Source organism: Pontibacillus marinus BH030004 = DSM 16465 (genome assembly GCF_000425225.1).
Lineage (GTDB): Bacteria > Bacillota > Bacilli > Bacillales > BH030062 > Pontibacillus > Pontibacillus marinus.
The window spans coordinates 1-20096 of the sequence record NZ_AULJ01000066.1; the positions used below are offsets into that span (position 1 = coordinate 1).

The 20096-nt window shown below is 35.9% G+C and carries 20 protein-coding genes; 3 read left to right on the top strand and 17 right to left on the bottom strand.

Annotation, left to right across the window (positions count from 1 at the left end; translation table 11 throughout):
- Window positions 1-73 precede the first annotated feature (73 nt).
- The 5 genes from H514_RS0113755 to H514_RS0113775 all read right to left on the bottom strand — a co-directional run bounded on the left by H514_RS0113755 (window position 74) and on the right by H514_RS0113775 (window position 4745).
- On the bottom strand, window positions 74-1564 hold the full coding sequence (locus tag H514_RS0113755) for an amidase family protein (protein ID WP_027447484.1): 1491 nt from the start codon (window positions 1562-1564) through the stop codon (window positions 74-76).
- A 301-nt stretch (window positions 1565-1865) separates the two neighbouring features.
- Window positions 1866-2267 (bottom strand): DUF4440 domain-containing protein, encoded by a 402-nt coding sequence (locus H514_RS0113760; protein ID WP_027447485.1) that lies wholly within the window; start codon window positions 2265-2267, stop codon window positions 1866-1868.
- A 32-nt stretch (window positions 2268-2299) separates the two neighbouring features.
- Window positions 2300-3019 (bottom strand): PDZ domain-containing protein, encoded by a 720-nt coding sequence (locus H514_RS23100; RefSeq protein WP_051255151.1) that lies wholly within the window; start codon window positions 3017-3019, stop codon window positions 2300-2302.
- Window positions 3012-3344 (bottom strand): ArsR/SmtB family transcription factor, encoded by a 333-nt coding sequence (locus H514_RS0113770; RefSeq protein WP_027447486.1) that lies wholly within the window; start codon window positions 3342-3344, stop codon window positions 3012-3014. Before H514_RS0113770 ends, H514_RS23100 begins: the two co-directional genes overlap by 8 nt.
- 459 nt (window positions 3345-3803) lie before the next feature.
- A complete protein-coding gene (locus H514_RS0113775; protein ID WP_027447487.1) occupies window positions 3804-4745 on the bottom strand; it encodes a tetratricopeptide repeat protein in 942 nt (313 codons plus the stop codon).
- Window positions 4746-4878: 133 nt separating this feature from the next.
- On the opposite strand from H514_RS0113775, the gene H514_RS0113780 reads away from it, so the two are divergent.
- Entirely contained in the window at window positions 4879-5778 is a 900-nt protein-coding gene (locus tag H514_RS0113780) for an ArsR/SmtB family transcription factor (protein WP_027447488.1), read from the top strand.
- Window positions 5779-5864: 86 nt separating this feature from the next.
- Window positions 5865-6314: a YueI family protein gene (locus H514_RS0113785; RefSeq protein WP_027447489.1), complete on the top strand. Its 450-nt coding sequence runs from the start codon at window positions 5865-5867 to the stop codon at window positions 6312-6314.
- A 35-nt stretch (window positions 6315-6349) separates the two neighbouring features.
- Here H514_RS0113785 and H514_RS0113790 read toward each other — a convergent pair whose 3' ends face one another.
- The 12 genes from H514_RS0113790 to H514_RS0113860 all read right to left on the bottom strand — a co-directional run bounded on the left by H514_RS0113790 (window position 6350) and on the right by H514_RS0113860 (window position 18067).
- Window positions 6350-6955: a hypothetical protein gene (locus tag H514_RS0113790; RefSeq protein WP_027447490.1), complete on the bottom strand. Its 606-nt coding sequence runs from the start codon at window positions 6953-6955 to the stop codon at window positions 6350-6352.
- A gap of 261 nt (window positions 6956-7216) precedes the next feature.
- Window positions 7217-8509 (bottom strand): M20 family metallo-hydrolase, encoded by a 1293-nt coding sequence (locus H514_RS0113795; protein ID WP_027447491.1) that lies wholly within the window; start codon window positions 8507-8509, stop codon window positions 7217-7219.
- 168 nt (window positions 8510-8677) lie between these two features.
- Entirely contained in the window at window positions 8678-9109 is a 432-nt protein-coding gene (locus tag H514_RS0113800) for an NUDIX hydrolase (protein ID WP_027447492.1), read from the bottom strand.
- Window positions 9110-9197: 88 nt separating this feature from the next.
- Window positions 9198-10016, bottom strand: coding sequence for an aminoglycoside adenylyltransferase domain-containing protein (locus H514_RS0113805; RefSeq protein WP_027447493.1), 819 nt, complete (start codon window positions 10014-10016; stop codon window positions 9198-9200).
- An 89-nt stretch (window positions 10017-10105) separates the two neighbouring features.
- The gene (locus H514_RS0113810) at window positions 10106-10465 is read right to left on the bottom strand and encodes a VOC family protein (protein WP_027447494.1); all 360 of its coding nucleotides are present in this window, start codon (window positions 10463-10465) and stop codon (window positions 10106-10108) included.
- Between the two features lie 1145 nt (window positions 10466-11610).
- On the bottom strand, window positions 11611-11844 hold the full coding sequence (locus H514_RS0113825) for a hypothetical protein (protein ID WP_027447496.1): 234 nt from the start codon (window positions 11842-11844) through the stop codon (window positions 11611-11613).
- A 181-nt stretch (window positions 11845-12025) separates the two neighbouring features.
- On the bottom strand, window positions 12026-12493 hold the full coding sequence (locus tag H514_RS0113830; protein ID WP_231566654.1) for a GNAT family N-acetyltransferase: 468 nt from the start codon (window positions 12491-12493) through the stop codon (window positions 12026-12028).
- A gap of 393 nt (window positions 12494-12886) precedes the next feature.
- Window positions 12887-13360 carry an NUDIX hydrolase gene (locus H514_RS24005; RefSeq protein WP_051255152.1) on the bottom strand — a complete coding sequence of 158 codons (474 nt, stop codon included), beginning with the start codon at window positions 13358-13360 and terminating at the stop codon, window positions 12887-12889.
- Window positions 13361-13590: 230 nt separating this feature from the next.
- Window positions 13591-13788: a hypothetical protein gene (locus H514_RS0113845; protein ID WP_027447499.1), complete on the bottom strand. Its 198-nt coding sequence runs from the start codon at window positions 13786-13788 to the stop codon at window positions 13591-13593.
- 301 nt (window positions 13789-14089) lie between these two features.
- Window positions 14090-15373 carry a PucR family transcriptional regulator gene (locus tag H514_RS0113850; protein WP_027447500.1) on the bottom strand — a complete coding sequence of 428 codons (1284 nt, stop codon included), beginning with the start codon at window positions 15371-15373 and terminating at the stop codon, window positions 14090-14092.
- A 171-nt stretch (window positions 15374-15544) separates the two neighbouring features.
- Window positions 15545-17092, bottom strand: coding sequence for an L-glutamate gamma-semialdehyde dehydrogenase (gene pruA / locus H514_RS0113855; protein ID WP_027447501.1), 1548 nt, complete (start codon window positions 17090-17092; stop codon window positions 15545-15547).
- Between the two features lie 57 nt (window positions 17093-17149).
- Window positions 17150-18067: a proline dehydrogenase family protein gene (locus H514_RS0113860; RefSeq protein ID WP_027447502.1), complete on the bottom strand. Its 918-nt coding sequence runs from the start codon at window positions 18065-18067 to the stop codon at window positions 17150-17152.
- 452 nt (window positions 18068-18519) lie between these two features.
- Between H514_RS0113860 and H514_RS23110 the strand changes: the two genes are divergently transcribed.
- Window positions 18520-20043 (top strand): IS1182 family transposase, encoded by a 1524-nt coding sequence (locus H514_RS23110; protein WP_051254966.1) that lies wholly within the window; start codon window positions 18520-18522, stop codon window positions 20041-20043.
- Window positions 20044-20096 lie beyond the last annotated feature (53 nt).

The window sequence follows — 20096 nt, forward strand, 5'->3', positions numbered from 1 at the left end:
GCGCCCGATTGCTGAATATTTGAATTCGAGATAATTCAAATAAATCTCCTTCTATTAAACAAGAGACATACCATTATACAGTTTCGAAGTTATCTACACAGGGTGCTTTTCTTGCCTTTGTTGCTTGTTCAAATGCATAAGCAACCTTAATTAATGTTCCTTCACTAAATGCTGTTCCTGCAAATGTAACTCCAAAAGGCCTTCCATTTTCCATATATCCAGCTGGAACTGCAATAGTTGGATAACCAGCCTTTGCACAAATCGTTGATCCTACATACGATGGGAATAAAATTGCATCTAAATTATATTTTTCTAATGTGTAATCAATACCTTTTTCTTGTGAAAAATATAAATCATCTATTTTTGCTTTTAAGTATTCAGGACTTCGTAAAGTGTTTTGTAACTTTTCTCTTTGCTCCAGTTTATTTTGTCCATACTTCAAGGCTCTCTTCTCTATCTTATTATTAAACTGAATCAATTGGGAAATTGAATGTACAGGTGATTGTGGAGGAAGTTGTGAAAGGTAATTGTCTAAACTATGTTTTAATTCATATAAACCAACTCCCAATTTCCATTCTCTGTTGAATGAAGGGATTTCAATATTATCTATGATATTAGCTCCTTGATCATTTAGGTTATGAATTGCTTGTAAAAATAAATCCTCGCTGTATTCTCCTGACTGATAAAATTTATCTGAAGCATTTCTAAAAACACCTATTCTTGCTCCTTCTAAGCCTTTTTTATCTAGATGACTTGAGTAATCAATATCACACCTATCGAAAGACTTATGTGTGGCAGTATCACGTTGATCATACCCTACTAGAGTTTCAAGTAGTAAAGCTGCATCTGTAACAGTTCTCGCAAAAGGTCCGGCAGTATCTTGGGAATAGGTGAAAGGGATGATCCCTGATCTACTCACTAAACCAACTGTTGGTTTAATTCCTACTACAGAATTCTGTATAGCTGGACTCAAAATAGAAGCATCCGTTTCAGTTCCTATTGATAACACTGTAAAATTAGCTGCAACGGCTACTGCAGAACCTGAACTCGATCCGCCAACAAAAAGGTTAGGATCGCCATAAGGGTTCAAAACCTGTCCGCCTCTTGAGCTATATCCAGCCCACATATCACTAGCCATTCCATTCGCTAACTCTGTCATGTTTGTTTTACCTAAAATAACTGCACCTGCTTCACGCAGCCTTTCAACTAGAAAGGCATCTTTAGTACTGATGTTATTTTCTAAAGCTAATGTACCAGCACTTGTATGCATAGAGTCGGCGGTATCTATATTATCTTTCAGTAGTACTGGGATCCCATGTAAAGGACCTCGAATTCCTTTTACTTTTCTTTCATGATCTAATGATTCTGCAATAAAAATTGAATCCGGATTCACTTCAAGAATTGAGTTTAAACATCTACCATCCTGATCATAACTTGCTATTCGATCTAAATAATACATTACTAATTCCTTTGAAGAGAGATACCCTATCTCCATGAATTCTTGTAATTCATTTATAGTTAATTCTTCTTTACAATACTTATTGAACTTCACTTCTTTTTCCATACACCCACTCCAGTCTTGTGAATTTACATATAATTTTTATGTAAAGATTTCCATATTTCATTACTTTTAAATTCTCCAAATTTGTCCAAATACCTTTAATAATAAGTTACTTAATTCAAGTTAATAAACACCATTTACATTCATCAAAATAGACGCGTTTTTAAATAAACGCGCCCTTAACCAGAAGACTTGAATTCGAGATAAATTTGTTTTTTCAACTTTCTATACTAGTTTTTTGAACAAGGAAAGCACTAATTAGTTTAATATAACAAACATATAATTGGGTATTAAATTTAAATGACTAGTTAGTAAAGCTATTTTCAACGTACTCTCTAATTTTCTTCCATTCATTATTTTCTTTACGGAAAGTTTCTACAAAAAGTAATTTTACATCAGTCATTTCTCCATCAAGTTTAAACCTCACCCAAAATACAGCTACACCTTCTTTTTGCTTATTGATATCTATCAGTACATCTTCAAATATCCACTTAGGGTTTCTTCCTTGATACTGCTTGTACGCTTGAACCCAACCTTGTTTAGCCTCTTCGTTGCCCCAATCTGAAACAACTGCATCAGGATTAGCCCATCTAACTTCTAAATCCTTTGATTGATGTGCTGACATCCTTTCTGAATTTGAACTATTCCAAGATGCCCTGTACTCTACTAAAAACTTTTTAAACTCATCTAATATTGTTTGTTCCATCCATAAAACTCCCTTTTATTTAGAAAATATATTTACCACTCAACTTTTGTTCGGTAATCTACTGGATACCGTACAGTCATACTGCGGAGTTCCTTTACACTTTCATTTCGTTCTACGGTAAGTGATAAATAACTATTAACTTCTGTGGTCGTTAATAAGTATTCCAGATCGTCAAATGTTCCAATTTGTTCGCCATTAACAGTAGTAATAATATCACCTACTTCTAACCCTGCTTGTTCTGCAGGAGTTCCTTCTTTAACACTAATAACAACAGACCCTAGTTCTTTCGTGCTTTCTAATTTTGAAGTAGTATGTTGTATGCCAATCCATGACTTCCAAAACACTGGTCTTAAATCTTCCTCTTTCTCAAGAACACTCTTTAAATTTGTCATAAATTGATACGTGCCAAATGCCATATTTTCTTTTATACCTGGTTCATTTTCCAAACTTGGAACTTCATATTCAATCGTGACACGAACTCCACTTTTTTCAGGAGTCAATGTTGTGATTGTTCTTTCATGTACACCCGTACGCAGAACAAATTTTTCAAATTCAACAATTTCTTCAAATATTCCAGAGGTCCAAGCACCCCAGCCATGGTTATAATTTCCTGTACCACCCTCACTAAAATTAATCTCACAGTCCCAGGTGTACCAGCGTAATAACTCTTTTTCTTCAGTTAAAGCTTTCCATACTTTCTTAAGTGAGCTATCAATCCAAATGCTTCGCTTAACGTTTTTTGATTTAATCATCATCTTCCTCCTTATTTTCTACATAATGTTTTAAGTCCATCAATGTTTGATCTAACATTGTACCGATTTCACCAACCATCTGGCGATAAGCAACTTCAAATGTCTCCCTTTCTAAAGAATAATAACGGTATCGTCCCGATTTCCTTACATGTATAAATCCTTCTTCTTTAAGGATTTTGAGTTGTTTATTAATAGCAGGTTGCGAAATATTAAATTCTTTCACAATATCTGATTGTGTCTGTTCTCCTTTTGATAAAAGATTAAGGATTTCTCGTCTTGTTGAATCCGCTAGAGCACGGTAAATATTCTTGGTCGTTCTAAACACCTCCCAAAATTATACATAACCGAATGGTTATATAATATAAAAACCGATTTATAATGTCAACAATTTTCTGAATATTAATCCCCGTTCTTTCTGTTCTTTAGTACTATGGAAATCTAATAGGAGTTGTGAAAAAGTTTTAAAATGCAGTTGCTTTTCTGGTGAAAATAACCTAAGGGAGCGGAATTTGAGGTAAGTAAATATAGACTTTAATTTGAATAAGGTCTTCCCAGTTCGATTTGAGGTTACTCTGCAAAAGGAGATGACCCTTGCATTTTCTATTGATAATAAAAATAAGATGTGAACACTTTACTATATTTCTTTAAGGGTTAATCATATAAACATGCATTATCTCGAATCCAAGTCTTCAACATAATGGCCCTTATACAGATGACTCGAATTCGAGATAATTTAATGAATGGCATATATAACTTTTGTACCTCCTATTGTTATTTGTTTTAATTAATTCTCAGAAATATAGTCGACTGCTTCATTTACTTGACTAGATAAGTCATCAGGCAATATATGCCCCATTTTACGATTAACAATCAGCTTACAAGGAACCCCATTTGATCTTAAGATATCCACTGCTTCTATAGTCTTATCGTAAAAAGGATCTTTATCTCCTGTGATCACATATCCCCTTACATCTACTTCACGATTGGATTGCAGCATTGCTTCAAATTCTTGGGTGTTTTCAAATGAAGGTACTATTGCTATAAATCCTTTAAATTTTGTTGAATTATTTTTTGTGCTTAGCTCAATTGCTGTTTTTCCACCCTGTGATGCTCCTGCTATGATGTTCTCTTTTGCAGCAAGATGGTATTTTCCGCTAAATTCAGTAAATGTATCAGTGACATCTTTTTCTGCAACCTCTTGGTTATCCCAAGAATAACAATCATAACTAAACAACTGAGAGGATTGGGGAAATCCTAATAAATAGTTTGATAGAATTGGTGATTCACTCCACTGTTCTATGAAATCTTCAGCATTAGAACCTTTCCAATGTAATGCAAAAATAGATGTATTCGCTTGAGGATTACCAACCACTTGCAATGAAGCTTTTGCATTCTTCTTTTCTGCTTCATATTTCTCCTTGCATTGTTCTACAATCTTTTGAAAATCTGCATTTTCTTTAAGTGGGTTTAACTCAGTGTCGTTCATTAACAATTCTGGTTTCCACCAAAGTCCTCTATCTAATACTTCGTTTAGTTCTGATATTGCTTTGTCATGGTTTCCTTGCAACATATAAATACCAGCTTTCCAATGCCCTAGTCGATCTAGTTTTCTTGGGAACTGTTCCTTAGCTTGTTCCAATAGCATAGATGCTTCTGTAAAATTCCCCTCTTGCACCAGGTTCACTGCCTTTTGTTGAACGTTTACAAATCCATTTTTGGTTTCCATAAAAATCCTCCCACCTGTTTAGTTCAATTATAATTGAACTAATTAATAAGTCAATTGATTTATAACCAATCCCAAGGTTATTGTAAGTTGAACAATGTATGATACGATTAAAGAAAAAGTTGGAGGAAATACCTTGTCTTATAAAATAAAAATGCTATATTCACCTGTTTATGAGCTATTATTAAGTTTTTCTTTATTTAAAAGACAAACTCACTTAAAGTATTTAGACATAGGTTCTCAGTGGAAGTACGATGTGGAGAAGCTTATTTCTAAAGAATTACTTTCAAAAATAAAAGAAAAAAATGATCTCCATTTTGAAGATTTATCAGTGATATTAATTGCACAATGTCCTGATAAAGATTCTATTCAAGGGTTCTTCAAATGGATAGAATCTTTATCAATTGGAGAAATTTATGAGTTAATAAGTCCTTTTCTAAGCGATAAAGTGACAGTTCCAAGTAATCTGGAGTCACAACGTAATCAATTTGTTGAACTTTTAAAAGAGTGGAATGAACAGTACTTTCAAACAATAGACAGAGAATGTCTTAAATCGTTGAAGGACGAAGCAGAATCAACGGAGAAACGTTTAGAAAACGAAAGCACGGAGGAAGTCATTAGATCGGTTAGTCGTTTTGTCATTGAATCAGATGAAATAAAAGAAGTGTATCTTGTCCCAGCTATTCATTTCCAACCTATGTCATTAGTCGATCAATTTAAAGATACACTGTTTATTACCTATCCAACTGGGAAAAACGTAAATGGAACAGAAAGAGTATTAAGTGAATTTAAGGCATTAAGTGACGAAAGAAGAATTAATATTCTCCGCTATATTGCAGAAACCCCATCCACCTTTACGAGCATCGTCAAAGAAATCGGAATGGCAAAAGGAAATATTCATCATCACCTTTCTGTCTTAAGAGGAGCTCGATTGTTAGACATCCATCTCACAAATGATAAGAACACTTTTTATTATCGAACGCATAAAAATTTATCAAGTGAGATTAAAACGAATCTTGACCTACTGTTACAATAGGAGATCATTTGATTCCTCCTATTTTTTAGCTGAATGATCATCCAATAAAATAGGAGTATATTTCACAAAAGAAATGAGGAAAGAAAATGGGAAAACGAAGTGTTGATGACGTTCTTCAAGAAGGGATTCATGGCAAAAAACAGATAAAAGCTTCTGAACGGAAGAGGTTTTTAGGGACGTTTAGAGAACGAGTGGTGATTGCTTTAACCAAAGGACAGTTAATGCAAGATGAGGCATTATTTCAATTAGAGCAAGCTATGAAGAATCACCCTGACACGAAGCTTCTATTAAATGGGAATGTCTCGCCTCGTTTTATGAATTCAGAACAAGACCTGGCATCCAAATACAATATTCCCTATACAGTTGTCAGCAACCGAGAAGCTGAAACTGATATAGGAGCCGTTCTCACCTATGATCATGCTGTGAATATAGAGGATATTTTTGTCCCAGAGCTACATGATAACCAAGAACAAAGTAAAGAAAACCATACAAATCCAATTGTGAAGGCAATCAAGAAACTATTTAAGCCTAGATGAGAAACTAGCTAAGAGACTATCTCTTAGTTAGTTTCTTAAAAAGGTGAATCCATAGAATGCGTATGGTCATGTATCTTCTTCAGATATATAGCCCATTCGCCAGAAGTAAATACATAAGTGCGGTTGACGTTGTAAGTAGGATTTCTTCCATTTTCATCAATGCCTGTTATTGTGTCAGAAGCGATATAGAGATAACGATCAACCAGTTGTAATACTTTATTATAGTCATCGATCTGACCTTGGGTTATTTCATTAACTTCGGTATCATCTTTTTTCATTTTTCGATACTTAACCATAAAATGATTGCCGATTTCAGTATTTTCTTTTAAGAAGTCATTTCTATTTATTTGAATTTTATCTAAATCGGTATTTAAAAACTTCAACTCTTGCAGCTCCCCTACGATTCCATTGAAATTCAGGTACAACTGGTGGGCTTGACCTTTTGTGATACGTTCCTTATCTAGAATTGTATTTATCGTCTTTTGACTTTCAAATGAGTTATGTACGATTAAGGAAATTCTATTAGCGACTTGAGCCCCAATATACTCTTCATAGGTTTTTCCTTTCGAATACTGGTTCATATTGAAATATATACTCAAAAGAAGTGCTATTCCTAATGCACTCATCCACACCTTTTTCATGTATCTCCGGCCCCTTTATAAAACTTCTCTCTAAATTCCATATTCATATATCAGTCACTTATTACTTTAAAATGAAAGAGGATACAATTAGATTACATTTAACTGCCCCTATCATACCATAATTAGGAAATCATATAGAAAAAAGATATTCATAGCTTGTCTTAAGTGTTAAAGCAGACAATAAAAAAATGCTCAGAATTAAAATTCCTCTGAGCATTTTTCTTTGCCAATTGCGCTTCTATGACGTAACTTATTCGTTATCTATTCATCCATCAATCTTTCAACATAATCCTTCAACACATGAATCCCTTGCACACAGTCATTCAGCGATGACCATTCTTTTGGGTTGTGGCTTATGCCATCTTTACTTCGAACGAATAGCATAGACACTGGAACATGATGGCCAACTGGCATGGCATCGTGACCAGCTCCGCTTGGCATAACCATTGGCTCAATTCCTTGATTGGAGATACTTTTCTTCAGAAGTGATTGATTCACTTCCTTAATCGGAACAGGAGCGACATCCAAGTTATTATGAATGTCTAGTTCCACACCTGAATTTTGAACAATCGACCGAGCTTGTTCTCGAATCAAGTCTACTAATTGATCACGTGATTCCACTACAATATCACGAATATCTACATATAATGTGACTTCACCAGGGATAACATTCACGCCGTTTGGACTTACGTGCATTTTGCCGACTGTTGCAACTGCAGTGTCACTTACTTGAGAAGGCAGAGCATGTACCTTTTGAATCAATTCACTCGCTGCAAATAAAGGATCTTTGCGCTCAGTCATCGGCGTATTTCCTGCATGACCTGCCTCCCCATAGAAAGTCATCTCAAGACAAACCGGGCCGGCAATCCCAGATACAATACCCACCGGAAGGTCCGCTTTTTCTAACTCTTTCCCTTGTTCAATGTGGACCTCTACAAAATGGGCCACTTCATTCATATTTCGCTGTGCTTGTTCAAAATCAGATACAGTAGATCCATAATCATTGATGACCTCTTCAAAAGATAAGCCATTGATATCCGTTAGCCCTTTTTGAGTTTCCATATCAATATCTCCAAGCATAGCGTGACTCCCCGTCATACCAGAGTGGAAACGCGATCCTTCCTCATCGGAAAATACAACCACTTCATAGGGTCTGAGGGGAGTATAGCCTTGCTCCTTCCAAGAATCAATCACTTCCAGAGCTGAAACAACACCTAAAACGCCATCAAAATGACCGCCGTTTGGGACCGTATCGACATGGGAACCACATAAGATTGCAGGTAGATCGTTCCGCTGTCCTTGGAGACGACCAAAGACATTCCCCGCTCCATCTTCACGTACGTCGAGACCACTCGCTTCCATCCATGACTTAACCAACTTTTTTGCTTTCTTTTCCTCTTCAGAAAAACCAATTCGACGAGAGCCACCCTCATCAGTCAAACCAATAGTTGCAATTTCAGCTAGACGCCGAGCAACACGCTCCCCATTCACACCATCTTTGGTAAAGTGAGTATCGAAATCTTCCATTAAGTCGTGAAACAAGTTTTGATTCATTGCTATACTGCACCTCTCTTATGTACATTTACTTAACGCTAAATCTTTATAGTATAAACTACCATATAGGAAAGGCACTCGTATAGAAATTTTAATTTCCTTTTCACTCCATTTTAACAACCTTTAAATGAAGACTAAAAATCTAGGTAATTATCAAATGGCACTTTATTAATGTTCTACATAAAAAGGATGAGTATTTTCATCTAGACAGTACTCAATTCTTTGTCTAAAATTCCCTGCCGTTACCATTCTTAAAGCCTGTTCAATAGAATAGAACCCTACTTCTAGACTCTCTGACGAAGTCATAAATTCTCCTCCAATAGGCTTAGCTAAGAACAGCGTATTACAGATTGATTTGTTCACATTTTGAAATATCCCACAGAATTTTATAACTTCAATATCAATACCTGATTCTTCTTTAGTCTCCCTTATTGCAGCATCACTTAATGATTCGCCTTCTTCAACTTGTCCACCTGGCATTTCCCAGCATCTCTTGGGTCCCTTGATTAACAAAATTTCCTTTTCATCATTGAGTACAATAGTTGCTGCTGAAACTATATGTTTTGGGGGCGTATGTATATTTAATTCTCTTTTCTCCAATAAAATCTCCTCCTTCCTTCAGGTAGTATTTTTTCTTATAATTCGGCATCGTTATTTTAGATGCAAAATTTCTCTATCCACTAGCACCCTAAAATGTAGACTTGAATTCGCGATATAATAACTTCTGAACTCTATCCGAAATGTAATCCCTTAACAATAAAAGTTCATCTTTCTCTAACTCATAAGCATTTTTATGATTTGCATAACAATCTACTACTTTTTTAACAGTCATACTAAACTCTTTGGGGAATGTTCCTAATCCCCAGTTACCAGCTTCTTGCTTTGAAGAAATTACGCCTTCCTTTAGATACCAATAGACTCGAATTAAATTTAAAGTACAATAAATTGGATCTTCCTCTATATTTTCTAGACAATCCTTAAAATCTCCCACAATTGAAGAGATATAATCGCTCCGTGGAACTATAGGGAAAACATCAATAATTGGGGCGCCGACAATACAAATCCCTCTATTATTCGTTATAGTTATATGAGCTGCTAGATCTGAATCAGTTTTAACATCTCCATTTAAAAAGTAGTATGTTCCCCTTAATAAATCATTTTCATACCGTTCTCTCCAGGTTTCACTATAATGAAAATCAAATGGACAAGGATGTTTCCAGTATTTTAATTGGTCAAGATTTAGAAAGCTAATTTCCACTGGATATGGAGAATTAGAACACGTTAAAAAGAGTTTTGCTAATTTCCTTTTGGTTACAACAGTAATGGGTTTTTCCGTGACGACCAATATATCAACATCGCTACTGATCGGGTTAAAACCTCCCATAGCCACAGAACCGTGAATATAGAAACCAACCATATTGTCATTTATTATTTTTGTAATCTCTTTATGTAGATTTAAAATGAAATCTTTTATGTCAGATGAACAAGTTTCCCAATTAAAACTCATCTAGTATTCTCCTATTCCTCCATTAACATTGTTGGATTAGTCTCATAACCTTTGCTTACTTATCATCTTTTTCCCTCTCCCGATATTCCTTACTTTCCTACCAAAACAAAAGCATTTCCGTCTGGTGCTTCCATTACAGCAACATGACCGCCCAAAGAATTAGGGAAAGGAGTACGAATCCACTTAACTTCGGAATTAGATTTTAATGTTTCGTAAGTTTCCTGAACATCTTCAACAACAATCTCAATTTCAGCAAAATTCAAATTGGGGTTATTCTTTAATACTAACTCTGATTTACCATCAGGAAATTTCATACCAATCAGTTTCCATTGTTTTTCTTCATCTTGAAAAGCTTCCCATGCTTTTGTTAAACCTAACGATTGATAGAAATTCAATGACTTTTCAATCTCTTCTGTATAAATTGCAACACACTCTATTTTTCTCCACATCGTAATCTCTCCCTTAGAAACAAAAATGTAGGTTAATAGTTAAAAAGAATTTTAAATGATTTACATCACACCTACCTATTTATTTCAATAAAAGAGTCACTAATCCTTTTTTAGATTAATGCCTTTCCCTTTCATTAAAGCGGCCTATTAAGGAAGAAGAGAAGTTGAGAAAATTTTAATAATAGGACTCTTAAAATCAATTGCCAGAATTTTATTACTACAAAATTTTGTAACATAGAAAAGAATTTTTAAATAAAATGTAATCCAATAATTTCTATATATGCTATATAATTAGAAAAAATTGAATTCTGCATATTTTTTAAGAGTTAGGAGTTGACTCCAATGTACGTAATTTCAAGAATAGTAATGGGAACTGAAGAAACCCTAAAGAACTCAAATAGCAATTCGAATAAAATCTTCCATAACTTCTCTAGTGCAGAAAACTTTGCTAAAAAACTTAACCTACATACACATTCAGATAAAAAATGGGGTGTAAAGAAAATTTAGAAATGAAATTGAACGGTAGTTAAAATAACAACGTATCATGTGACTGATATATAATTAGAGCGCCATAATCTTAAAGACTTGAATTCGAGATATTCATTAATCTGTTTCACTAAATCACCCGCTTATTGAAAATGAATTATCCCTAACTATTTCTCTTTTTATAGAAATTAGATATTAATTGTATTAAAGAAACAAAATACAGTAACAGAATAATAATCCAGAATATTACCATACCCTTTGCATTAGTACCGTTTAAAATATAATCAAATATCATGTAAGCAAAAAGTATATCTAATGTTAGAAAAACCGCAAACCATTTCCACTTTCTCGCGATTAACATAACTAAAGGTACAAGAAATACCATTGCAATAGATTCCCAATCACCAACGTACCCTGCTGGTGTAAATTTTTCTACTAAATGTCTCCAATCTATATATAAAATTTCCTTTTACCCCCACACCATTATTTATACAAACTGCCTAGATTAAGTACATTTTTCCAACTCAAATTTTAAAACAAATATCCAGTAAATAACCTGCTCTATTATACGAACAAGGCAAATAAAAAGGACTTTCCTTATTCCAGGACGGCGCCCAATAAATGAATACTTGATTTCGAGATAATTATTAATTTGTTCTTTAACTATTGCTATCGTTCTTAGATAATATTGCTTCTTTTCTACCTTTCCTTCTAAATAAAATTCCCACAATAAAAGCTGTAACCATTACTACAATAGGAGAAATTACACTCTTATCAAAGCCCTCAAAAAAACTAACAACAGTAATTCCAAATAGTATAAATGCCGAAATTATAAAGTAAATCAACGATGTATTTTTATAATCATTCGATGTATGTTTTTTTCTTTTAAACATTAAATCCACTCCCAATAACCCTTTAATGTTTAGTATAAATATCCATATAATAACCTATTATACGAACCTAAATGGGGTTTCCTTATTTCAGAAAAGCGCCCGATTGCTGAATATTTGAATCCGAGATACTTTTAAATATATGATTATTCTTTATCCCTCTTGATCACGCAATAAGAAATGGTTATAGTGTACCTTTCATTCTAATCACTTTTCCATTAACTTCAGGTCCTACCTCTTCCAGTCCAAGTTTTTTATAGAATTTTAATGCATTAATGTTAGTAGGAGATACTCTTAAGTGGTATTCATTCACATTATGATTTTCAAAAAAATTTAGTGCATACTGATGTAATTGCTTCCCCATCCCCCTACCTCGATTCTCTGGAATTAAGTAATACAAATTAACATATCCTATCTCTCTATCTTCATATTCTCTAATGGTTAACTCAAGCTGGCCAACTATGTTATCACCTTTTTTCACCATTACAAATCCATCAGGATAATTACTTATCTTCTTTTCTAACCAATTTAGGTATTCTTTTTCATCTCCAAATCCTGAAATCTCCCCAAAACTAATTAGAAAGGAGTCTTTTCGAAATTCAATAACCTTCCCACGATCATCATTGATATCGATGGTTTTAAAACTCAGCAAATTCTTCCCTCCTCTTTTCTAGAATCCCACTCAATAAACGAGTTGTAAGGTATGCTCTTTATATTAGTAATAATATGTCACTTTTTAAAATTTAAATAGTGTTCGAGAGGCGAAATATGCTATTGTTACAAAAATTAAGATACACAAACCAATTTGCCAACTCCAGTGTAGCCCAGTACTCTTATATTTCCTAATAAAACCATGAATTAGCAAACCTAAAATAATACTTAGACCTGAGCCTATAAGACCGATATATAAGTAAAAGTATTCTATCGGTGCTACAAAAAAAGTGTTCCTCACGCCTATAGCACCAGCAATCATTAAGATCACTGCGACTACAAAAAGCAAAATATATTTCAATTTATAGCTCCTTTCAGCCATTCTACATATATTTTAATTATTTAAGAATTTAAGCAGCATATGTTCAGCTATACTCCCCTCAATTAGTCGTTGTGTGTCTATTGGTGCAACATCTACTTCATCTGCATCATCTCCAGCTTGTAACTTTCCTCCATTTACTTCACAATGGACCATTATATACAAGTCATTTGGTCTGTTCTTACTTATAATCGTCCCCCAATTTTCTATAACTCTAGTCTCTAGACCTGTTTCTTCCCTTACTTCCCTTACGGCTGCTTCTTCAGCACTTTCATGTTTATCTATAAATCCTGATACAGTGGCCCATTTATTCTCTGGAAACCATTTTTGACGTACATATAACATCTCATTATTCTGGGTTGATACAAAAACTATTACCACTGGAACCGGAGGGTCATACCATTTCCAATTACATTTAGTACAAACCTTTTTAGCATTACCATTATAATTTTCATTCAAAAGACTTCCACAATCACCGCAGTAATTCATACTTCTCCTCCAAATTCTAGATTCATTTTTTCTGGAATAATATACAAGTTCAAGATAATCATTTTGGATTCCTTCTTCCTTCTATAAACCTGACTATACAAAAAGACGCGTTATTAAATAAACGCGCCCTCAAGCTGAAAAATTAGTTTTATTAAAACTGCATTATTATAAAAGGTTTTGGTTAGGTTAAATATTATCTTTTCATTTGTTCCTTAATAAGAAGGCCCCCTCTAATTCCCCTTTTCCTCTACAGTATATGGTTTCACTTCACCATTAGGGAATTCTTTAACTAAACCGTCTTTGGTTGCATAAACAATATAGGTGTTGTGCACTTTAGCATCAATTTTGGCTCTTTCTCCCGTCATTTTAGCCCATTGTTCAACCCAACCATACTTTCTTTTCCTTGAAAGTTCATTGTTTTCAAGCATATTATTTTCACCACCTAAATCACCGTTATTCTTAATATTAATTTTATCAAATTATAAAAACCATGCCATTTTCATACATTTATCTCGAATCCAAGTCTTCAACATAATGGCACGTTTGTTGAATAAAGTAGAGAAACATAAGATGAATAAAGATAACTCTTAATTCATTTAAGATCTCGTGGGTTTATACCATATATCAGTAATATTGCTAAAAACTACATAGATTAAATACCATATACATCATCAGTACATAAAAAAGGACAAGATCTTAACATGACCTTGCCCTCTACAATAAACTATTTCATTCTAACTCTAAATTCGCTCGAATTGCATCCTTATACCTCTTATAGTAAGCGGGAACGTTATTCAACAACAGAAGCTCTGTATAAAGATAACTTTTCATATTAAAATCATTAAAATCAATATTGGTGATCTCTTGGATTTGCTTGATTCGGTAGTTCAATGTGTTCGGGTGAATGAAAAGTTCGTTTGCTGATTGCTTGCCTTTCCCGTTATTCGCTAGGTAAACCTCTAACGTTTTTAACAGGTCTGTTTGACTTTCATGATCCTTGCCAATGAGCTTTAGAAGGTCATGACTGAAGTAATCCTCAGAGCTATTTTTTTCATACAAGGTCGCCAGGTAACGATATACGCCTAGTTTTGCGAATTCACGAGGCATTGTTTCAGGTCTTGGTTCGATAAAGTTCGCTGTTTCGATCACTTCAAAGGCTTCAAGAAAGCTTTTACGAACATCGGAAAGTTGTTTGTACTCTTTTCCGAGTCCGATCATAAAGCTATAAAAATCTGAGGTGCCGAGTTTTTCTTTGATCATCTCAATCACACCACGTGCTTTTTCCGTTATCCTACCTTCATCATCTCTTTTGCCATGAACAATCATCACAATCAAAAACTCTGTCTTGAGGAGATAGATGTCTTTTCTTTCAGGTAGCTTATTCACGATATCTTCTAAGTAATCCAATAAGGATCTCTGGTGTGGATTCGTTAGTGAAAAGATCAATACGGAATGACGCTCGGGTAATGCGAGTTTTGCAATCGTCGCATCGTGCTTGAGCTGTTGTTCACTTCCATATTCCTGGTGAATGAGCTTCCATAACAATTCATCCTTGCGACTGTCTGATGCATTTAACTTATTGTACACATCATAGATCAACTTCCCAATGTGAGGAGCTACTTCTTCTAAAAAAGCCAGATCCTCTTCAAGAACTGGTGAGTTGGCCTCTTGAATCCAAATGTAGCCCATCGTATGACGCAGGTGACGAGCACCCATTACAACACGCTGGCTAAATCCTAACTCCTCAATCGGGTCAATGCGAATCGGACTTGGTTGTTTCTCGAGCTTTTGAACAATTCCTTCCTTTTTTAAGCGATCAATGATAAATACGGGACACTTTTTGGAAAGAATCGTTTTCTGCTGAATTTGACCAAATTCCTCAGTAGAAGTGCTATAAGAAATCAGCTCGAAGTTTTTATTTTCAATGATGACAGGCTTCTTTAACCTCGAGCTAATCAGTTCTGTTGCTTTATGTATATCCTCTGTTTGGAAAATTAGTTGCTTTGCATTCACATGGCATTCCCTTTCCTTTTATCAAGTAAGAGCATATGTTTCTTTACAGTGCATCCCCTATTATACCGATTTAAGCTCATAAGAAAAAGGTAGAAGAATTTTTATCAGATCAAAATACGCAAAAAACCCTTCTCGCAATAACGAGAAGGGCTCTTTGGTATATGGTTCTTCTTATAACATTTCAGAAATTGTTTTCGCTTGCATGTGCAGTTGAAGGTAATCTGGTCCACCAGCTTTAGAGTCTGTACCAGACATCTTGAATCCGCCGAATGGCTGGTAACCAACAATTGCGCCTGTGCAATTACGGTTGAAGTACAGGTTACCTACGTGGAAGTCACGTGCTGCACGCTCTAGGTTTTGACGGTCTTCAGAAATTACCGCACCTGTTAAGCCGTATTCAGTGTTGTTTGCAACTTCAATTGCTTCGTCGAAGTCTTTTACTTTTGTAAAGCAAACAACTGGGCCGAAGATTTCTTCTTGCTGCATACGGGATTTTGGATCAAGGTCTGCAAATACAGTTGGCTCGATGAAATAACCTTTAGAGTCATCACCGTTACCACCAACAACTAGGCGACCTTCTTCTTTACCAACTTCCATATAGCCCATGATTTTATCGAATGCTGCTTGGTCTACAACAGGACCCATGTACACATTGTCCTCTGTTGCGTTACCAACAGAAAGTTCTTTTGTTTCTTTTGCAACGCGGTCTAGTACTTCATCATACACATCTTCGTGTACAACAGCACGGGAGCCTGAAGAACACTTCTGACCAGAGAATCCGAATGCAGAAACCACAATAGCATCTACTGCTGTATCGATGTCAGCGCTCTTATCAACTACAACTGTGTCCTTACCACCCATTTCAGCAATAACCTGTTTAAGGTGGTTTTGACCTGGCTGTACTTTAGCCGCTTTTTCAATGATACGTGTACCTACATCACGAGAACCAGTGAAGGAGATTAGAGATGTTTTCGGGTGATCCACTAGATAGTCCCCAACTTCACCGCCGCTACCAGGTACGAAGTTTAGTACGCCTTTTGGCAGGCCAGACTCTTCAAGAACCTCAACGAATTTCGCTGCGATTACTGGGCTGTTACTAGCAGGCTTCATTACAACAGTGCTACCTGTTACAAGAGGTGCTACAGTTGTACCAGCCATGATCGCGAATGCTAGGTTCCATGGTGGAATAACAACAGCTACGCCACTAGGTTGATAGATATAGCGGTTCATTTCGCCTTCGCGGCTTTCAACATGCTTTCCTTTGTCTAGCTCGATCATTTGACGAGCATAGTACTCTAGGAAGTCAATTGCTTCAGCTGTGTCCGCATCTGCTTCTTTCCATGGCTTACCTACTTCATATGCTAGATAAGCAGAGAATTCATGCTTACGACGACGGATCTTCGCTGCTGCACGGAAAAGGATTCCTGCGCGAGATTCAGCTGACCATTTTCTCCAGTCTTCAAAAGCGTCAGATGCTGCTTGCATCGCTTGCTCAGCAATTTCTTGGTCCGCTTTTGATACTGTACCCACAACTTCATCTTTTTTCGCTGGGTTTACAGACGTAATTTTGTTGTCTGTCTTAATATGTTGACCGTTAACAAGTAGGGTATAATCTTTGTTGAGTTCACCTTTTACCTTCTTTAAAGCATCCTCAAATGCCTTTTTGTTTTCCTTAACAGAAAAGTCCGTAAATGGTTCATGTTTAAATGGTGTGTACATAACATTCATTCCCCTTTCATTTTTGAAAACGCTTTAGTTTAAACGTAACACTTTTGTTTATTTCTTGAAAAGTCCTTTGATTGCAAATGACACATTGGCTGGTCTTTCCGCCAAACGGCGCATGAAATAGCCATACCAATCATCACCATAAGGTAAATACACGCGGACCTTATACCCTTCTTTTAACAGGGCCATTTGTGTATCGTTTCGCATGCCATACAGCATTTGAAACTCAAATTGGTCCGTCGGAATATTGTTTTCCACAGCAAATGCCTTTGTAAACTCAATCATGGCATCATCATGACTGGCAATTGCCGTGTAGTGACCATTTAATAGATTCTTCTCGATTAAATGCTTTAAGTTCTCATCTACATCAGACTTCTCAACAAAAGCAACTTTACCTGGTTCTTTATAAGCTCCTTTTACTAAGCGAAGATACGGATCATATGAGCTTAAATCATCTAAATCTTCACTGGAGCGGTACAAATAAGATTGTATGACGGTACCTATATTGTCATACCTCTCTTTTAAAGATTTGTAGATTTCGAGTGTCTTCTCGGTTCGCGTTGAATCTTCCATATCAATGGTTACGACAACATCGTGCTTTTGTGCTTCATCCATAATGGCGATCATGTTCTCCCAGACCACATCGTGTCGAATGTCTAATCCAAGTGACGTTAGTTTGACCGACACCTGTGAAGTAAGCTGGTGACTACTGATCATTTGAATGGTTTGAATACACTCCTGCGCTCGCTGTCTCGCTTCCTTTTCAGATGAGACAAACTCACCAAGATGATCGACTGTAATGTGTAACCCCTGACTATTTAAGTCCTGGATTAAGGGAACAGCTTCTTCAAATGTTTCCCCACCTACGATTTTATTCGCCCCAAATTTCGGACCCCACTTCTTAGCAAGCCGGTCCAAAACCGAGCTACTTGATAAGTGAAGAAAAAACTTCTTGCTTATCGCTTCCATCACAAATCCCTCCATATCGTCGTCTCTACGATATTTCTTTCCAAAACAGAAGGAATAACATAGGCTTTTTTTCTTTTGTATTGATTTGTTATGAATATTGTAACTATTTTTACATGTAAGCGGCAACGTGTTGAGGACACAATGTTTGGTGGGGGTTTTTGTGGTTTAGGCACAAGAGGTTGTGGAGAGTGCATAATAAAAAGACATGCTTTTATTAACATGTCTTTCGGAATTTAATAATTATATTTAATAAAACGTTAGATTAAAGGCAAACCTTCATAACAGTTGATTCCACACTCTACATGGGTTATCTGCAGAAACATATTCCTTGGCTGCAGAACGAACATAGGAACTGTTCGAGACCAGTGAAAAAGTCCACCAATATAAAATAAAAACCCCCTACATGGTATAATGAGTACGACCAAATACCGAACCATGAGGGGGTTTTTCTTGTGCTTCGACAAGAGCCAAAGCAACTCAGTCTTCACTCTATATTATATAGTAAAATTCCAGAACATCATATCCTTAAATTGATTGATACCTATATCGATTTCAGTTTTATCAATGAGCTTCTCAAAGAGACCTACTGTACAAATTTTGGACGTCCTGCCAAAGAACCTGAATTGATGTGTAAGTTGTTGTTTATACAACATCTTTACGAGCTTTCGGATGAAGTAACGATACGGGAAGCTAACTTAAACTTAGCTTATATGTATTTTATCGGCGTCAATCCTGAAGATGAACTTCCGGATAAAAGCCTTCTATGCAAATTTCGTCGACATCGTCTAGGTAATTCCACACTAGATGAAATGATGATTGAAATCACCAAACAGTGTGTGGAATTAGGTATTATCAAGGGAACTGGCGTCAGTATTGATGCCACCCATGTCGAAGCGAATACGATTAAAAAGACCCCTGAACGAATGATGAAACATTTAGCACGAAACATTAAACAGCTCTTTGAAGAAGAAAAGGAAGAGGCGTTAACCAACATCCCTGAAACCCCTGATTATCAAGAGATTGAAGATCACAAAGAAGCTAAAGCCGTCATGAAAAACCATTTAGAATTAGTAATTCATGAAGCCGAAAATCAAGGTTCATCTACCGAACCACAAACATCTGAGGCAATTCAAGAGGCTAAGGACATTCTGGCTGATCCGAAGTTTATGGCTCAAAAAGGTATTCGTTCCCTTGTTGATTTGGATGCTCGTGTAGGAAGAAAAGGTAAGAACCAATCGTTTTATGGATACAAAACAGAATTTATGATGACAACAGACGAGCGAATCATTACCTCCGTGCGCACCTCCGATGGTGCCGCAATCGACGGTAGTGATACGAAGGATTTGTTGACGGAAACGAAGAAATCGGGGCTGTGTGTCGAAGAAGTGTTCGGAGATAAAGCCTATTTCAGAAAAGATATTTTAGATGACATCAAATCGCTTGGAGCGAAAGCATATATTCCTGTGAGTCCTCTCGTGTACCGAATGGATGAAGAACAATTCTCTTACAATAAGGATGCCGACGAATGGCACTGTAGCCAGGGAAATACGACAGTCAAGAAGAAGTATTACACCTCAAATAATAAAGATGGCAAACGAGAAGGGTATAAGTATTATTTTGAAATGAATCAGTGTAAAGCTTGTCCCCTCCATGACCAGTGTGCCAAGAGATCGGCTAGAAGAATACTAACGGTAGGGGTAAACACGCCTGAATTTTACCGCATTTCCCAATACCAGAAGACAGAGGCGTTTAAGGAAAAGTATAAAAAGCGAGCTTCCATAGAAGGAAAGAATGCGGAGCTCAAACGATTCCACGGTCTATCCCGAGCTAGGGGGTATGGCCTCTTAAGCATGGACAATCAGGCGAAATTAACCGCCATAGCGGTTAATTTCAAGAGGATAGCAGCCCTACTATCCTCCAAAACTCCTTCTTTTTTGATGCCAAATCCAAATTTAATGGTATATATAACAATTTGAACTTCTCACCCTACCATTTCATCCGAAAAAAGCCTACTTTTTCACTGATCTCG

What these genes read in the sequence shown, in the direction of transcription:
- H514_RS0113755 (WP_027447484.1), bottom strand. Translation starts at nt 1,564, where the DNA reads ATGGAAAAAGAAGTGAAGTTCAATAAGTATTGTAAAGAAGAATTAACT.
- H514_RS0113760 (WP_027447485.1), bottom strand. Translation starts at nt 2,267, where the DNA reads ATGGAACAAACAATATTAGATGAGTTTAAAAAGTTTTTAGTAGAGTAC.
- H514_RS23100 (WP_051255151.1), bottom strand. Translation starts at nt 3,019, where the DNA reads ATGATTAAATCAAAAAACGTTAAGCGAAGCATTTGGATTGATAGCTCA.
- H514_RS0113775 (WP_027447487.1), bottom strand. Translation starts at nt 4,745, where the DNA reads ATGGAAACCAAAAATGGATTTGTAAACGTTCAACAAAAGGCAGTGAAC.
- H514_RS0113785 (WP_027447489.1), top strand. Translation starts at nt 5,865, where the DNA reads ATGGGAAAACGAAGTGTTGATGACGTTCTTCAAGAAGGGATTCATGGC.
- H514_RS0113790 (WP_027447490.1), bottom strand. Translation starts at nt 6,955, where the DNA reads ATGAAAAAGGTGTGGATGAGTGCATTAGGAATAGCACTTCTTTTGAGT.
- H514_RS0113795 (WP_027447491.1), bottom strand. Translation starts at nt 8,509, where the DNA reads ATGAATCAAAACTTGTTTCACGACTTAATGGAAGATTTCGATACTCAC.
- H514_RS0113805 (WP_027447493.1), bottom strand. Translation starts at nt 10,016, where the DNA reads ATGAGTTTTAATTGGGAAACTTGTTCATCTGACATAAAAGATTTCATT.
- H514_RS0113810 (WP_027447494.1), bottom strand. Translation starts at nt 10,465, where the DNA reads ATGTGGAGAAAAATAGAGTGTGTTGCAATTTATACAGAAGAGATTGAA.
- H514_RS0113825 (WP_027447496.1), bottom strand. Translation starts at nt 11,844, where the DNA reads ATGTTTAAAAGAAAAAAACATACATCGAATGATTATAAAAATACATCG.
- H514_RS24005 (WP_051255152.1), bottom strand. Translation starts at nt 13,360, where the DNA reads ATGAATTACTGCGGTGATTGTGGAAGTCTTTTGAATGAAAATTATAAT.
- H514_RS0113845 (WP_027447499.1), bottom strand. Translation starts at nt 13,788, where the DNA reads ATGCTTGAAAACAATGAACTTTCAAGGAAAAGAAAGTATGGTTGGGTT.
- pruA (WP_027447501.1), bottom strand. Translation starts at nt 17,092, where the DNA reads ATGTACACACCATTTAAACATGAACCATTTACGGACTTTTCTGTTAAG.
- H514_RS0113860 (WP_027447502.1), bottom strand. Translation starts at nt 18,067, where the DNA reads ATGGAAGCGATAAGCAAGAAGTTTTTTCTTCACTTATCAAGTAGCTCG.